Source organism: Embleya sp. NPDC008237 (genome assembly GCF_042956465.1).
Classification (GTDB): Bacteria; Actinomycetota; Actinomycetes; order Streptomycetales; family Streptomycetaceae; genus Embleya.
Genome location: NZ_JBIBGL010000008.1, coordinates 336,125 through 352,043, shown reverse-complemented (window position 1 = coordinate 352,043; position 15,919 = coordinate 336,125). Strand labels below are relative to the sequence as shown.

General features: G+C 73.8%; 12 protein-coding genes and 2 tRNA genes. 11 read left to right on the top strand and 3 right to left on the bottom strand.

Annotated elements, in window-relative coordinates:
• The first annotated feature begins 46 nt into the window (after positions 1-46).
• On the top strand, positions 47-427 hold the full coding sequence (locus tag ACFZBU_RS22695; protein WP_020549267.1) for a RidA family protein: 381 nt from the start codon (positions 47-49) through the stop codon (positions 425-427).
• Between the two features lie 19 nt (positions 428-446).
• Here the strand turns inward: ACFZBU_RS22695 and ACFZBU_RS22690 are convergent, their stop codons facing one another.
• The 3 genes from ACFZBU_RS22690 to ACFZBU_RS22680 form a co-directional block, all read right to left on the bottom strand.
• Positions 447-809, bottom strand: coding sequence for a VOC family protein (locus ACFZBU_RS22690; protein WP_391585417.1), 363 nt, complete (start codon positions 807-809; stop codon positions 447-449).
• Positions 810-957: 148 nt separating this feature from the next.
• Positions 958-1,203, bottom strand: coding sequence for a chaplin (locus ACFZBU_RS22685; RefSeq protein WP_391585416.1), 246 nt, complete (start codon positions 1,201-1,203; stop codon positions 958-960).
• A gap of 117 nt (positions 1,204-1,320) precedes the next feature.
• Positions 1,321-1,626 (bottom strand): hypothetical protein, encoded by a 306-nt coding sequence (locus ACFZBU_RS22680; protein WP_391585414.1) that lies wholly within the window; start codon positions 1,624-1,626, stop codon positions 1,321-1,323.
• A gap of 224 nt (positions 1,627-1,850) precedes the next feature.
• Between ACFZBU_RS22680 and ACFZBU_RS22675 the strand changes: the two genes are divergently transcribed.
• The 10 genes from ACFZBU_RS22675 (at position 1,851) to ACFZBU_RS22630 (ending at position 15,905) form a co-directional block, all read left to right on the top strand.
• Positions 1,851-2,702 carry a DUF4132 domain-containing protein gene (locus ACFZBU_RS22675; RefSeq protein WP_391585413.1) on the top strand — a complete coding sequence of 284 codons (852 nt, stop codon included), beginning with the start codon at positions 1,851-1,853 and terminating at the stop codon, positions 2,700-2,702.
• Positions 2,699-7,594, top strand: coding sequence for a hypothetical protein (locus tag ACFZBU_RS22670; protein ID WP_391585412.1), 4,896 nt, complete (start codon positions 2,699-2,701; stop codon positions 7,592-7,594). Before ACFZBU_RS22675 ends, ACFZBU_RS22670 begins: the two co-directional genes overlap by 4 nt.
• Positions 7,594-8,754: an AAA family ATPase gene (locus ACFZBU_RS22665; RefSeq protein WP_391585411.1), complete on the top strand. Its 1,161-nt coding sequence runs from the start codon at positions 7,594-7,596 to the stop codon at positions 8,752-8,754. Before ACFZBU_RS22670 ends, ACFZBU_RS22665 begins: the two co-directional genes overlap by 1 nt.
• A 4-nt stretch (positions 8,755-8,758) precedes the next feature.
• The gene (locus tag ACFZBU_RS22660) at positions 8,759-12,547 is read left to right on the top strand and encodes a DUF5682 family protein (protein WP_391585410.1); all 3,789 of its coding nucleotides are present in this window, start codon (positions 8,759-8,761) and stop codon (positions 12,545-12,547) included.
• On the top strand, positions 12,544-14,394 hold the full coding sequence (locus ACFZBU_RS22655; protein ID WP_391585409.1) for a hypothetical protein: 1,851 nt from the start codon (positions 12,544-12,546) through the stop codon (positions 14,392-14,394). The genes ACFZBU_RS22660 and ACFZBU_RS22655 overlap by 4 nt, the downstream gene beginning before the upstream one ends.
• A 68-nt stretch (positions 14,395-14,462) precedes the next feature.
• Positions 14,463-14,535, top strand: a tRNA-Thr gene (locus ACFZBU_RS22650).
• A gap of 45 nt (positions 14,536-14,580) precedes the next feature.
• Positions 14,581-14,656: transfer RNA gene (locus ACFZBU_RS22645), tRNA-Met, on the top strand.
• A gap of 76 nt (positions 14,657-14,732) precedes the next feature.
• Positions 14,733-14,897 carry a 50S ribosomal protein L33 gene (gene rpmG, locus ACFZBU_RS22640; protein WP_004571794.1) on the top strand — a complete coding sequence of 55 codons (165 nt, stop codon included), beginning with the start codon at positions 14,733-14,735 and terminating at the stop codon, positions 14,895-14,897.
• 115 nt (positions 14,898-15,012) lie between these two features.
• Positions 15,013-15,474: a MaoC family dehydratase N-terminal domain-containing protein gene (locus tag ACFZBU_RS22635; protein WP_391585408.1), complete on the top strand. Its 462-nt coding sequence runs from the start codon at positions 15,013-15,015 to the stop codon at positions 15,472-15,474.
• 2 nt (positions 15,475-15,476) lie between these two features.
• Entirely contained in the window at positions 15,477-15,905 is a 429-nt protein-coding gene (locus ACFZBU_RS22630) for a MaoC family dehydratase (RefSeq protein WP_391585407.1), read from the top strand.
• Positions 15,906-15,919 lie beyond the last annotated feature (14 nt).

Genomic DNA, 15,919 nt, shown 5'->3' with positions numbered 1-15,919 from the left:
ATACCGTCCGGAACACCCGAGAAACCGATCAAGGAAGCGAACCACCATGGCCCACAAGGAAATCCGCACCGACGCCGCGCCCAAGCCCGGTGGCACGTACTCGCAGGGCATCGACGCCGGCGACTTCGTCTACACCGCGGGCATGGGCCCGATCGACCCGGCCACCGGGGCGACCGTCGGCGACGACGTGGCGACCCAGACCCGCCAGGTCCTGGACAACCTCAAGGCCGTGCTGGCCGAGGCCGGCCTCGACTTCAGCCACGTGGTGAAGGTGACGACCCACCTGGAGCACCTCAAGCGCGACTTCGCCGGCTACGACGAGGTCTACCGCGAGTACTTCACCGCGCCGTACCCGGTGCGCACGACGGTCGGCTCGGACCTGATGAACATCCTGGTCGAGATCGACGTGGTGGCCCGCCGCCCCTGACCTCGGCGGACGCGGCCGGTCACAGCGGCTGGAGGAATTCCAGCCGGTTGCCCACCGCGTCCTGTGCGTAGCACCGGCGGTGGCCGGGGAACTCCCCGTCGGGGACGACCTCGGTGCCGTTCGCGGTGAGCCGGGCGATCACCTCGTCCAGGTCGGAGACCAGGATGCCGGGATGCGCCTTGCGCGCGGGCCGGAAGTCGGCCTCGACGCCGAGGTGGATCTCCAGCGTGCCGGCGCGCACCCACAGGCCGCCGCGTGCGGCCAGGACCGGCGGCTTGGCCACCTCGGTCATCCCCAGGACGTCGAGGTAGAAGGCACGGCACGCGTCCTCGCTGCCGGCCGGGATGGCGAGTTGTACGTGGTGCAGGGCGAAGGAAGTCATGCGCGCATGACTACTCCACCGCCGAACCGCTGCCAACCCCGTCTCCGGCCGGGCGCCGGGCTCGGTGCGATCGCCGGCCCGGCCCGACACATGGCACGGCCCCGCTCGACGCGTGCGAGAACGCATCGAGCGGGGCCGAGGTGTTTTCTCAGCCGGCGTTGACGCAGGTGTTGCCGAAGGTCGGGTTGAGGACACCGATGAGGATGTTCACGGTGTTGCCGCAGACGTTGACCGGGACGTGAACCGGAACCTGGATGTTGTTGCCGGAGAGCACGCCGGGCGAGCCGACGGCCGCACCGTCCGCCTCGGAGCTTGCCATGGCGGGGCCGGCAGCGCCCGCGAGAGCGGCGCCCACAGTGGCGGTCAGGACGGCGGCCTTGGCGATACGCGACATCTTGTGTCGGTCCTTTCGGTTCGTACAGTGCCACCCGCGGCGGGTGGATCCTGCACAACGCGCCAGGACGCGGTCGGATACGGCAAGGCGCCCGAACGAGCGGTTGCCCCGGCGAAGTTACGCCGGATGGGCGGCGGCATGCAGCCGCAGGGCCAGTTCCCGGGCCACCTGTGCGAGTTCCGCGGGCGCGGTCGCGGCCAGCGCACCCAGCACCTCCGCCGTCGCCTCGACGACCGCGCGCGGCACCGTCACCGGGGCCAGCCCCTCCAGCACCGAACGGGTCCGCGCCGCGACCGGCGCCGGCGCGAAGGCCGGCGCGGGAGTGGCCGAATCGGCCGAACCGGCCGCTTCGATCGGGTCCCCGTCCGGCCCGGGGCCGGGAATCAGGCTGCGCAGTCCTCTGGGCACGGCGGGCACTGTCATTCCACGGAAGTTAGTGCAATCGCCGCCGCGAATTTCCCCATCGGGCGCGATTTTCGGCCATCGCCCGTAGTTTCCCTCGGGGTTTCATCCTGTCGGGTGACGGCACTGTCGGATTCGGCGGCTAACGTTCCCGCCAACCTGGTCACCGGCGCCGAGCGCCTTGTGCCGCTTGGCATTTGACGGGGTGTCACCGACTTTCGCGGACAGCAGTGGAGGGAACGATCGTGGGATGGATCCGGGCGGGCGACTATGAGGTCGCCCTGCAGGACGGCAAGGTGGTGTGCCGCAATGCCAAGGGGCGGCAACTGAAGTCGGTGCCCGGAAAACTCGCCGAGGACCCGGCCGTCGTGGGCCTGCGGCAGCTCGTCGAATGGCTGGAGCGGCACGACCGCTCGTGCCTGGACGCGGTCGAGCGCTGGATGGTCGGCTCGCTCCCGGTCCCGGTCGCGCTGCTCTCCCGAGTGTGGCCGGATCCCTCCTGGCAGCGGGTTCTGCGCGACCTGGTGGTCACCGCCGACGGCGCCGACGTGGCCGGATTCCTGCGCGGCGCGGACCCCGAGCGCGGCGTCGGCATCGTCGACCCCGACGGCGACACCGTCTACCTCGACGCACAAACCGTCCGGATCCCGCATCCGGTACTGCTGGAGGACCTGGAGGACCTGCGCGAGTTCGCCGTCGAACTGGGCGTCGAGCAGCGGGTGCAGCAGCTCTACCGCGAGGTGTGGCACCGGCCGGCGGACCTGGACCGCTCCGCCGGCGCCGTCGAGGAGTTCGCCGGCGGGCGCTACGACCAGTTGCGCTTTCTGATCGGCCGGGCCACCCAGCTGGGCTACCAGGTGCGCGGCGGCCAGGCCGTGTGCGCGGTGCTCGACGGAGACCGCGAGGTCGAGGCCCGGATGTGGCTGGGCGACTACGACGGCTACGACTCGACCGAGACCGGCTCGGTCTCCTGGACCGAGGGCGGCAGCACGCTGACCCTGGACCGGGTCCCGCCGGTGGCCTGGTCGGAAGGCATGCGCATGGGCGCCGCGCTGTACGCGGGCCGCACGATCGAGACCACGGAGGACGCGGCGTGAACAGCACCGGCATGAACCGCAAGAGCACCACCCCCGACGCCTCGCGCGGCCTGCTGGACGCGGGCGGCATCCTGCCCGTGGGCACCCTGACCGGCGACGACATCGACACGCTCACCGTACGCACCTACCTGCACCCCGCGTTCGAGGACCGCCCGATCGTGCGGCTGGTCCCGGCGACCCTGGGCGAGGCCGAGGACCTGGCACTGGGTTTCCTGGGGCTGGCCCGCGAACCGGACGCCCCCGAGGTCGGCCAGGTGCGCCGCGAGGCGCTCGGCTTCCCGGCCTGGGCCCTGGTCAACGACCCGGCCAACGGACACCACGCACTGGCCCTGGTCCGCGACATCGAGCGGTTGGACCGCCAGGCCAAGACCAGGCCCGGCGCGGCCAAGGACGGCTTCGCCGAACTGGCCGTGCGACTGGGCCGGGCCGTACCGCACTTCCTGCCCACCTTCCACGAGCAGGCCGCGCGGATCTTCCTCAAGCACGACAACAAGACCTACGCGTCCGCCTTCTTCGGCAAGGCCCGCGAGGCCGAGCAGGTGCACAACCTGCCGATCGAGGAGGAGCGGCTGCGCGCGGTCTTCCTGGAGTTCGCCTTCGCCGGCGCGCTGACCGCCAAGGCGCTCAAGGAGCACGCCAAGGCGCTGTCCGCCCGGCTGGGCCCCGCGCAGGCGTGGGTACAGTTCCGCCAACTCGCGGTCGAGCGCTGCACCGCGGGCATGCCGCCGTACGCGGGCCTGGCCGAGGACGCCCGCGCGCTGATCCGCGCGGCCGGCGGCGACCACACCGCCGAGGAGCACGCGCTGCTGCGCGAACTGCTCGCCACACCCGCGATCGGTCGCGCGCCGCTGTCCTTCTGGAAGGTCAACCGCAAGCCGATCGCGGCCCTGGCCGCCGCCGAGCCCGACACGCAGGCCCGCCTGCTGGAGATCCTGCCCACCCCCGGCGGCTCCACCCCGGACGCCGAACTCGACGACTTCTGGCTGGACCTGCTCGCCGAGGCCGGCGCGCTGGACCGGCTGGTCGACGGCGACCTCGAGGCCGGCGCCCGCGCCCAGTGGCTCACCCGCTGGACCGCACACTGCCGACGCGGCTGGCGGTACCGTCCGCGCAGCGAGCGCACCGCGAACCTGCTCGTGCGGATGGCCGGCGCGCTGCGCGCCGAGGCGGTGCCGGCGTCCCTGTTCAGCGGCAACGGTTGGCATGCCGGCGTGGACATCGACCTGCTCGACGTGGCGCTGAGCGAGGGCATACCGCTGACCGACCCGAACCCCGAGGGCTCGTTCGACCTCGGCGAGTGGTGGGGCGACCAGGCCGCGGGCCGCCGCGAACTGGCCGCGATCGCCGCCGACGAACGCCACCTCCCCCTGCTGTACCGGGGGATCGGCAAGCTCAAGAGCCCCCATCACGCGGCCACCGCCGCGCATCCCGTGCTGCGCGGCGTGCTCGCGACCTGGCTGACCGAGCAGGGCGCCAAGGTCACCGCCGCGGCCGGCCTGCCCGACGCCGAGCGCGAGTTCGCGGCGCTCAACGAGTTCCGCGCCGTGGCCTTGGAGGTGACCCCGGACGTGGTGTCCCGGGTCCGCGCGTTCGACGCGGTCACGCTGTTGGCCGACACACTGCGCGCCGGCGTCTACGACGAACTGGGCTGGCCCGCGCTGGACGAGGCGATCGAACGCTTCGGCCGCAAAAGCGAGATCCGGCTCGACGAGGCATGGCCCGCGCTGGTGCTCTCCACCGACAAGCGCGCCATCGTGGTCGGCCCCGAGGGCATCCTGCTCGAACACGAGCTGCGCCTGCCCAAGGAACGCACCACCTGGCATCGCCCCAGCCTCCGCTACGTCGACGGACAACTCCTGGTCGCCTGGTACAACAAGGAATACGAGTGGGAGGCCTACTGGTCCGGGCGCCCGAACGAGACCTTCATGCTCACCGGCGAGAGCCCCAACGCCGGCTCGGACGCCAACCCGCTGCTGTCTCTGGCGCTGCCCGACGGCGGTCGCACCACCGGCGCCCGCCCGCTGTACGCCGGCGACACCAAGCTGCCGCCGCGCCGGGGCGTGCTCACCGACGGCACCACGCACTGGTCGCTCGACTTCGACCGCAGCGAACGCAAGTGGACCGAGTACGACCCGGCCACCGGTACCCACGGCCGGGCCTCGCTGCCCGCTCCGTTCGCCGCCGCGGTCGCCGACGGCGGCTCGCTCGTGCCCGACCGGTGCGAGTTGCTGCCGCTGCTGCCCGGCCTGGAGCAGAGCCCGTTCGGCACCGACGGCACGCTGCTGGGCCGCTGGGTCCGGGTCGACGGCGACACCGTCACCACGGGGTCGGTGGACGGCCACACCGTCAGTGCTCCGGTGCGCACCCGGCGGCACTGGGACAAGATGCCGCTGCAGGTCCCGATCGGCGCGCTGCGCCTGCCCGGCGGCGCGGCTCCCACCGTGGTCATGGACAACGGCAACGTGTCGTTGTGGGCCGGTGACGTGCTGCTGGGCCACTGCGTCGGCAACAGGGGCGGCGTCGAGGTGGCCCTGGGCAGCAGGATCGTCCCGCCGCTCGCGTTCTGGCACGCGCTGCGACCGCGCGACGAGGCCGGCTCGCTGGCGCTGCGTGCGATCACCCACGAGCGGGCCGGCGAACTGGTCGCCGAGGTGCACGCCGACCACGAGCGCGCGATGGCCGAGTATGCGATCGCCAAGAAGTCCTCGGACAAGGCGGTCCGCCCCGACACGCTGCGGATCGACCCGGTGCACCGGTTGTTGCCCGAATTGAGCCACGCCGGCCTGGTGCGCTGCGTCGCCGGGCTGGCCCGGGACACCGCCCGACTGGCCCGGCGCCTGCGCGACTTCGGCAAGGTCACGGTCAAGGAGCAGAAGACCCGCGCGGTGCCCACCGGTCCCGCCCACGGCCAGGACTCCGAACTGCGCGAGGCGCTCGCCGGGATCGCGGGCACCGGCCGGTACAGCTATTACGGCAACTCGGGGGCTCCCGCGTGGACCACGGTGAACCACATCACCGCGGTGGCCGAGGCCCTGGCCCGTACCGACGGCCCGGCCGAGTGGACCACCGAGTCCGGTCGGCTGGCCGATCCGCACGTCTCGTGGCACGAACTGCTCGACCACCGCGCCGCCATGCTCGCCCGCGCCCTGTCCCCGTTCACCTCCGAGGAGCACCGCGCGTCGCTGCTCGTGGTGCTGGAGGCGCTCGCCGCCGGCCCGCTGGGCACGCCCGCCGGCACGCTGCGCAAGGTCGTCCTGTGCGAGCCGAGCGCCAAGAAGGGCAAGGACCGCAAGCGGCAGGGTCGGACCATCCGGCGCGGCGACCGCACGGTGTTCGTCCTGGACAGCCAGTACACCTACGGCGACAAGGACCACTGGGTCGCGCTCGACCACGACCCCTCGGGGCGATTCGAGGCGATCGACGGCTTCACCACACACGAGGAACACCGCTACGTCGAGCCGATGTCCCCCGAGCGGGTCGCCGCGGTGGTGCACGGGATCCGCGAACACGGCCCCGTGGCATGGCGGCCGGAGGCGGTGCAGACCCTGGTCGAGGGCACCGGCCTCGGTCGCGCCGAGGCGAGCGTGCTGCTGGCCGGCCTGATCGCAGGCGACCTCGACAAGGACCAGCGCGCCGTGCTCGGACTCAAGGCCGCGGAGGCGACCAACGCCCGCGAACAGCTGGACCGGCTCGACGGCACCGCGCGGGCCGGCGTCCTGGGCGCGCTGATCCCCGAGCGGGCCGAGGATGTCCCCACCCTGTGGACGACGGGCTACGACCTCGCGGCCGGCTGCCGGGCGTGGGACGCGGCGTTCGGCCGGGTGTTGCGGCTGCCCGAGGAGGTCGCGGCGGACGTTCGCGGCATCTCCGCAGCCGCGTTCGAGTACGTGCTCTCGCCGGAATCGTGCAGGTGGATCACCGGCACCTCCACCCACACGTTGGACAAGGACGGCCGGCTGCGTGCCTCCGACAGCGAGGCGGTGCCCAGCGGTCACGGCCTGAACGCCACGGTGACCGCGCTCGCCTGGCTTGCCTACCGGCTGCCCTACGGCGATCCGCTGCGCGCGCACCTGCCGCACGTGCTCGGCCTGCTGCGCACCCGACTGGCCGACCCGGGCCTGGTGTTCGACCTGGACATCGAGTACGCGGAGCGCGGCAACACCGCGACCCTGCTGCGCGAAGCCGTCGGCCTGCCCGCCACCGGCGGCGCCGACCCGGACGGCATCCTCCGGATCGAGGACCGCTTCTGGCTCCGGCCCTGGTACGGCGAGAGCGAGTTCGCCGAGGTCCGACCCGCCGGCTTCACCGGCGCCGACGACCCGTGGTTCGACCGGGTGATCGCGCTCCGCGGCGCCGCGCCTTCGGCCAACTTCGAGTCCTTCCGCCGAATCCTGGACCCGGCCTTCGAGGAACTCCTGCGCGCCGACGGCCCGCCCGGCATCCAGCAGGACCCGGCGTACGCGGTGCCCGACCTGGTCGGCGAGGTGGCCAAGACGCACGGCATCGGCGAGGACGCGGCGGTCCTCTACCTCCAGCTGCTCGCCCTGCCGGACCCCACGGACCGTCAGGTCGCCCGCTGGACCGGCTGGAAGCCCGCGCGGCTGAAGAAGGCCCGCACCGAACTCGCGGCCACCGACCTGGTCGTCGAGGCCAAGCGCTCGCGCGCCGGCCGCACGCTGTTCCTGCCCGGCGGCTGGTCCGCGCTGAAGAACCCGGCGCTGCCGCTGGAGACCTGGAAGGAAGGGCTGTACGCACAGCCCACGAACACCGCGATCGTGCCCGACCGCCCGGTGCCCGAACTGTTCCGCCGGGCCTGGCAGCGGGTCCTGGACGGCGATGCGCCAGGCTTCGAACAACTCGTCACCCGCACCACCCGGAAGGGCCGCCGCTGATGGCAACCGCAACCGAACCCGCCGCGAGCGCGCGCCAGGTACAACCCCCCGAGGACCTGTACGCCCTCGAACTCGCCTTCCTGGCCGCCCACGACCGCGGCCCGCGCCCGCCGGCCTGGCGGCTGACCCCGCGCGCGGTGGTCACCTTCGTGATGGGCAGCGGCGACGAACTCAAGCTGCCGGAGCCGGTCGACGGCCTCCCGCGCACGCTGACCATCGGCGCCAAGTTCGTCGGCGAACGAGCCCTCGTCGAGCGCTGCGTGGTCACCCTCGCCGGCGAACGCGGCCTGCTCCTGGTGGGCGAGCCCGGTACCGCCAAGTCGATGTTGTCCGAACTGCTGGCCGCCGCCGTGTGCGGCACCAGCGGGCTCACCGTGCAGGGCACCGCGGGCACCACCGAGGACCAGCTCAAGTACGGCTGGAACTACGCGCTGCTGCTCGCCCAGGGCCCCAGCCGCGGTGCCCTGGTGCCCTCGCCGGTGCTCACCGCGATGACCACCGGCGCGGTGGCCCGGATCGAAGAGGTCACCCGCTGCCTGCCCGAGGTGCAGGACGCGCTGGTCTCGCTGCTGTCCGAGCGCCGGATCGCCGTGCCGGAACTCGCGGGCGGCGCCGACGCACAGGTGCACGCCGCACCCGGCTTCACCCTGATCGCCACCGCGAACCTGCGCGACCGGGGCGTCTCGGAGATGTCCGCCGCCCTCAAGCGCCGGTTCAACTTCGAGACGGTCGGCCCGATCGGCGACCACGACGCGGAGATCGCGCTGGTCCGTCGCCAGGCCAGGGCCGCGGTGGAACGCACCGGGACCGCATACGGTGTCGACGACACGGTCCTGGAGGTACTGGTCACCGCGTTCCGCGACCTGCGCACCGGCCGCTCCGCCGAGGGCTGGGAGATCGAACGCCCCTCCACCGTGCTGAGCACCGCCGAGGCGGTCGCGGTGGCGTCCTCGCTCGCGCTGGCCGCCGCCTACTTCCCGGGCGACCGGGACGTGCTGAGCCTGCTTCCGGGACACCTGCTCGGCGTCGCGAAGAAGGACGACCCGGCCGACGCCGCCCGGCTCCTGTCCTACTGGGACGCCGCGGTGCGCCGCCGCGCGGAACACGGCTCGGCCACCTGGCGCACCCTGTGGGACCTGCGCGGAGTCCTGGAGGGCTGACGAGGTGTCGACCACACGTACGGACGGGCCCATCGACGAGGCCCGTCCGGCCGCCGCGCGCCTGGCCGCGTCCCGGCAGCCGTACCTGATCGGGGTGCGCCACCACGCCCCCTCGCTCGCCGCCGCCGTGCCGGCCCTGCTGGACGCGGCCCGTCCCGACGTGCTCCTCGTCGAACTGCCCCACGAGGCCGCGCCCTGGCTCGAATGGCTCGCACACGAGGACACCCGCGCGCCGATCGCCCTGGCCGGCACCGGCCCGGGCGGCCTGGGGTTCTACCCGTTCGCCGACTTCTCGCCGGAGTTGGCCGCCCTGCGCTGGGCCGCCCGCAACGGCGTCCCGGCGATCCCGTGCGACCTCCCGCTGGGCCACCCCGGCTGGGACCGCACCGACCACGTGCCGAACGGCGCCGGCGACGGGGAGCGCGACGACGAGGGCGCGGCCGCCGGTGCGGGCGGGCTGCGCGCCGCGCTGCGCGACCGGCTCACCGGCCGGGCGGGCGACGACCTGTGGGACCGGCTGGTCGAGGCCACCGCACCCGGCTCCACCGCCGAGGCGATCCGGCGAGCCGCGCTCACCGTCGGCTGGGCCCTGCGCCGCGACGCGGGCACCGTGGACCCGGTCGACCTGCGCCGCGAGGCATGGATGCGCGCCACGCTGCACGAGGCGACCACCGCCGGTGCGCGTGCCGCGGTGGTGCTCGGCGCATTCCACGCGCCGGCCCTGCTGGAGCCGGACACCACCGCACCCACCGCCGAGATCGCCGACGTCACGATGTCGCTGATCCCGTACACCTACCCGCTCCTGGACGCACGTTCCGGCTATCCGGCCGGCATCCGCGACCCGGAGTGGCAGCAGAGCGTGCTGGAATCCGGCGGCGACCCGGCCGCGTTGCACGAGGCGTTGATCGCCGCGGCCGTGCGGATCTGCACCGACCTGCGCGGCCAGGGCCACCCCAGCGGCCCGGCCGACGCCCGCGAGATCGTGCGCCTCGCGGGCGACCTGGCCAACCTGCGCGGACTGCCCGCGGCGGGCCGCGGCGAACTGCTCGAAGCGGTCCAGACCGTGCTCACCCACGGCGAGCCGCTCGGCCGGGGTCGATCGGTGGCCCGCGCGCTCGAACGTGTCCTGGTCGGCAAGCGGGCCGGCCGGCCCGCACCGGCCGCACCGCGCAGCGGCCTGGGTCCCGAGGTGGAGCGCCGGATCACCGAGCTGGGCCTGCCCGGCCCCGCCGACCCGGCCGAACGCGACCTGCGCCTGGACCCGCTGCGCAGCGACCTGGACCGGCGCCGCGAACTGCTCCTGCAACAACTGACGACCTGTCGGATCCCGTACGCCGAACCGGTCGCGGTGGTCGGCACCGGCGGCGCGGACGCGGTCACCACGCGCTGGCGGGTGCGCTGGACCCCGTCCGCGGCGGCCCTGTTGGACGCGGCCGGCGTGAAGGGCGTGACCCCGGAACAGGCCGCCGAGGGCACCCTGCGCGCGCAGCACCGAGCCGAACTCGACGAGGGCGGCCCCACCGCGGAACAGATCCTCACCGGCCTGGAACGCGCCGCCGCCTGCGGCCTGACCGAGCTCACCGCCGCCAGGATGGCCGAGGCCGGCACCACCCTGCCGACCATCGCCACCCTCCCGAACCTGCTCACCGCCCTCACCCTGACCGACCGCATCCGCGCAGGCCACCTGGGCATCGAACCCCCGCCCACCCCGAACCGGTCCACCACGGCCGCCGCTCCCACCCCGGAGTCGGCCACGCGCCCCGGACCCACTGCGGCCGTCCCGGGATCGGCCACGCGCCCGGGCATCGACGACGCCGCTCCCGACCCGGAGTCGGCCGCACCCCCCGGCACCGCCACGAAAGAACCCGACCCCAAGTCGGCCGGGCTCCCCGACGCCGGCGAGGACATCACCCGGACCCTGCTCACCGCCGCCGTCCGCCACCTCGACGGCCTGACCGGATCCGACGACCCGGCCGACGCCCGGGCTCTGGCCGATCTGGCCGAGCGCGCCGACACGTTCGGCGGGCTCCGGCTGCACTCGGGCCTGGCCCGGCTGGCCGCCGACGGCTCGCCGCTGATGTCCGCCGCGGCCGGCGCGGTCCGGGTCCTGCTCGGCCACGAGGATGCGGCCGGCCTCGGCGACCGGATCGGCTCCTGGATCGACACCGCGACCACCCCGCCCGCCCGGGCCGACCTGACCCGCCGACTCACCGGACTGCTCACTGCGGCCGGTCCGCTCCTCCAGACCGGCGGCCCGGTCCTGACGGCGCTCCTGACCCGCGTCGACACCCTGGCCGACCGCCCGTTCCTGGACCGGCTGCCGGCCCTGCGCGGCGGCTTCGACACCCTCAGCCCCGCGGCCCGCGACCGGGTGCTCGACGCGGTGGCCGACCACCTGGGCGACCGGGTGGACACCGACGCCGACCCGATCGACCTGGCCCGCTGGACCACCGCCGACCTGACCGCCCGAGAAGCCCTCACCCACCGCGGCCTGCTTCCCACCGCCCACCCCACCCCCGAAACCGAGCCCGACTCGGGACCCGAGCCCGCCCGCGAGGCCGCACCCGCCCAGGGATCCGATCGCGCCCCCGCAACCACGTCCGCCTCCGGATCCGAGCCCGCCCGCGAGGCCGCGCTCGCTGCGGGGTCCGAGCCCACCCCCGAAGCAGCCCCCGATCCCGGGCCGCACGACCTCCCCGGCGCCCACCGCTGGAAGCTGATCCTCGGCCGCCGCTCCGACCGGCTCCGGGGCAACGCCGGCAGGATGGCCACCGCGCTCGACGAGCTCTACGGCACCGGCCGAGGCGAAGGCTCCCGCAGCGACCTCGGCGACGGCAACGGCGGCGGCCGGGAAGCCCCCTACCCCGGCGTCCGGGAATGGTCCGAGGACCTGATCACCCTCTTCGGCTCCGAGATCCGCGAGGAGGTCCTGGCCGCCGCCGCGGCAGCCGGCCGTACCGACGTCCTCACCCACCTCGACCCCGCCGCGGCCCGCCCCTCCGTGGACCTGCTCAAGACCGTGCTGGCCCACGCCGGCGGCCTCCCGGAGGCCAAACTCGCGCTGCTGCGCCCGCTGATCGCCCGGATCGTCGCCGAACTCACCCGCGAACTCGCGACCCGGCTGCGCCCCGCCCTCACCGGCATCACCACCCCACGTCCCACCCGCCGCCCCGGCGGCGCACTCGACCTGCCGCGCACGCTGCGGGCCAACCTCACCACCGCCCGCCGCACGGCGAACGGCACCGTGGCCGTCGTCCCGGAGCGGCCGATCTTCCGCACCCGGTCGAGCCGCAGCAACGACTGGCGGCTGATCCTGGTCGTGGACGTGTCCGGCTCGATGGAGGCGTCGACCATCTGGTCCGCGCTCACCGCATCGATCCTGGCCGGCGTCCCGTCGCTGAGCACGCACTTCCTGGCGTTCTCCACCGAGGTGATCGACCTCACCGAGCACGTCCACGACCCGCTCGGCCTGCTCCTGGAGGTCGAGGTCGGCGGCGGCACGCACATCGCCGCCGGTCTGCGCGCCGCCCGCGAACTGGTCACCGTGCCCTCACGCACGCTGATCACCGTGATCAGCGACTTCGAGGAGGGCTACCCCCTGGGCGGCCTGCTCGGCGAGGTGCGCACCCTGGCCTCGGCCGGCTGCCACATCCTGGGCTGCGCGAGCCTGGACGACGCGGGCCGTCCGCGCTACTCCGCCGCCGTCGCCGGCAGCCTCGTCGCCGCCGGCATGCCGGTCGCCGCCCTGAGCCCCACCGAACTGGCCCGCTGGGTCGGAGAGAAGGTCCGATGAGCACGCAGGGCCTGCCACCCGTCGCGCCGGACGTCACCGCCGACATCATCGAGGCACTCACCCCGCGCCTGCGCAAACGCCTGGACGCCGCGATCGGCAAACTCGGCGCCTGCCCGATCGCCCGTGACGGCGACACCGTGCGGATCACCGTCGGCGAGGACGCCGAACTGACCCTGTCCATCCCGAGCGGATCGGTCACCCGCGCCGAAGACCTGCGCTGCTCGTGCCTGTTGGCCCCGGCGTGCGTACACCGCGCCGCGGCCGCCGCCGCGGCTCCGGTCGCCGACAGCGCACCCCCACCCGCTCCGGACACCTCGAACGCCGCCGACACCTCGGCCACTTCCACCGAGGCCTCCGACCCCGACACCGCCGCGGAACGGGACCAAACCCCCGGGCTCACCGAACCCGCCACAGCCGAACCCACCGCAGCCGAACGCGCCGCCGCCGACGCGCTGTGGACCGCCGGCGCCGCGATCGTGGACGCCGGCGTCGACACCGCGGGCGCCGTGCTCCAGGCCGGCCTGTTGCGCGCCGCGCACACCGCACGCCTGGCCGGGCTGCACCGCGCGTCCGCCGCCGCCGTCGCGGTGGCCACCGGCCTGCGAGCCGCCCGGACCGGCGATCCCGCATACCGACTCGCCGAACTGGTCGGCGCGCTGCGCGAACTGCTCGACGTGGCACACGCCCTGCGCACCTCGACCGGGGAGTCGGCGCAGGCCCTCGACGTGTTGCGCGGCACCTCCCGCCGGGCCTACGCACCGGCCGGGTCGTTGCGGCTGTACGGGCTGTTCACCGAACCCGTGCTGACCGCCCGCGGGTTCGCGGGCGCGGTGACCACCACCGTCGATGCGACCGGCACCCTGCGCACCATCGGCGACGTCGCCCCCGGCGGCGCCGATCGCGCGGTCGGCGCCGCGACCCGCGCGATCCGGGTCGGCGACACCTCCATCGACCCGGCCGCGCTTACCCGCGCCGGTCTGGTCGTCTCCGGCGCCACCGCGTCCGCGGGCGGGCGGCTCGGCGCCGGCCAGGGGGTGCGCGCCGCCCGGGCGAGCGGTGCCGCCTGGACCGACGAGCCGCTCGGCGCCCTGTGGGACGTCCCGCCGGCCACCCAGGTCGACCGCGTCGTGAGCCATCGCGACCTCCCCCCGGACGATCGCCCCGCAGGCGCCGACCTGCTCTTCCTCGACGTCACCGTGCTCGGCCCGACCCCCGGCGCCCGGGACCGGGTGCGTGCCGCCTGCGCCGACCTGGACGTGCACCTGCTCGTCGCGCACGCCGACCCGGCCTTCGCCTACCGCGACAACCTGCGGCTGCTGGCGACCTGCCCGGGACTGCGGTTGCGACTGATCGGTCGACTCGAACCGGGCGCGGACCGGGCGGTCCGGGTGCTCGCGGTCGGCATCCCGCCGGGCGAGGGACCGACCCTGCGGCTGGTCGAGGACCGCCTGGGCCGGGTCGACCTGGGCCTGGACCGCCTGCACCGCGCCGACCTCCCGGCCGCCGCGGCACCCCCCACCGCCACCGTCGCGACCGAGGAACTCCCGGCCGGCCCGCTGTACCTGATGCACCGTCACGTAGAGCGAGCGATCAGCGGTGGTCGGCCGGTGCTCGCGCTGGCCGGTTCCACCGCCGCCGACACCGCCCGACTGCGCCGGGTCGGGCTGAGCACCGGAGCGAGCCTGGTCGAGCGGCTCACGCATGTCGCGGCGGGCCGCGAACGGGATGTTTTCGGGCGTCTTCGCGCGGGCGACAACGACCTTTTGTCCGCTGCGTGGCTGGCCGTCGCCGTCTACGCGCAAACCGTCGAAGGCGCTCTGACCAGGGCTGTTTGGTCCACCGAGTAGTCGAGCCGGGGGCGTTGCGCCAATCGATTTCCGATCGGTGACAGGCAGCGTGTATGGTTTTCCTGCTCGCCCCAATAGCTCAGTCGGTAGAGCGTCTCCATGGTAAGGAGAAGGTCTACGGTTCGATTCCGTATTGGGGCTCAGACGATGGGATCCCCGCCTGGGAACAGGCGGGGGCCTCGTTGAGGCGGCGTAGCTCAGACGGTAGAGCAAGCGGCTCATAATCGCTGTGTCACCGGTTCAAGTCCGGTCGCCGCTACCAAGCGAGCCGATTCGGGGGAGACTCCGCATCGGCTGCTTTTGCTGTATTCACCCCTGACCGCAAGGAAGGCACTCCAGTGGCTGCCACCGACGTCCGCCCGAAGATCACGCTGGCCTGCGTGGAGTGCAAGGAGCGGAACTACATCACCAAGAAGAACCGGCGTAACGACCCGGACCGTCTTGAGATGAAGAAGCACTGCCCCCGCTGCAACGCGCACACCGCGCACCGCGAAACCCGCTAGGCGGTTCGCACCACGACACCGACGAGGCCACTCCCCGCGAGGGGGGTGGCCTCGTTGTCGTATTCTCCGCAGCGTTGCCCACACCGGCCCGCCACCCACCAGGGAGAACCGCTTCATGCCGCTGGACACGAAGTTCATCGGGCGGACGTATCCGCCCACCGAGCCGTACGAGGTGGGCCGGGAGAAGATCCGCGAGTTCGCCGCCGCGATCGGTGACGCCGATCCCGCGTACAACGACCCCGAGGCGGCCAAGGCGCTCGGCCACCCGGACGTGATCGCACCGCCGACGTTCGCGATCGTGGTCACCATGCGCGCCGCCGACCAGGTGGTCTACGACCCCGAGCTGGGCCTCGACTACTCGCGCGTCGTGCACGGCGACCAGAAGTTCACCTACACCCGCCCGGTCCGCGCGGGCGACCGGCTGACCGTGGTGACCACCGTGGACAACATCAAGTCCCTCGCGGGCAACGACATCCTCACCACCCGCGCCGAGGTGACCACCGTGGAGGGCGAGCACATCGTCACCGCGCTCTCGACCCTGGTGGCCCGCGGCGCGGCCGACGACACGGAGGCCTGATCATGACCGCCAAGATCTCCTTCGACGACGTCGCGGTCGGCACCGAACTGCCCGCGCGCAGCTTCCCGGTCACCCGGGAGACCCTGGTCCGCTACGCGGGCGCGTCGGGTGACTTCAACCCGATCCACTGGAACGGCCGGTTCGCCACCGAGGTCGGCCTGCCGGACGTGATCGCGCACGGCATGTTCACCATGGCCGAGGCCGCACGGGTGGTCACCGACTGGCTCGGCGACCCGGGCGCGCTGATCGAGTTCGGCGTGCGCTTCACCAAGCCGGTCGTGGTTCCGGACACCGCCGAGGGGGCGACCATCGAGGTCACCGGCAAGGTCGCGGTGCTCCTGGACGACCGCCGGGCCCGGGTGGACCTGCTGGTCACCGCCGGCGGTGCCAAGGTCCTGGGCGTGCCCCGGGCCGTGGTCCAGCTGGCCTGAGCACCGGCCCGATC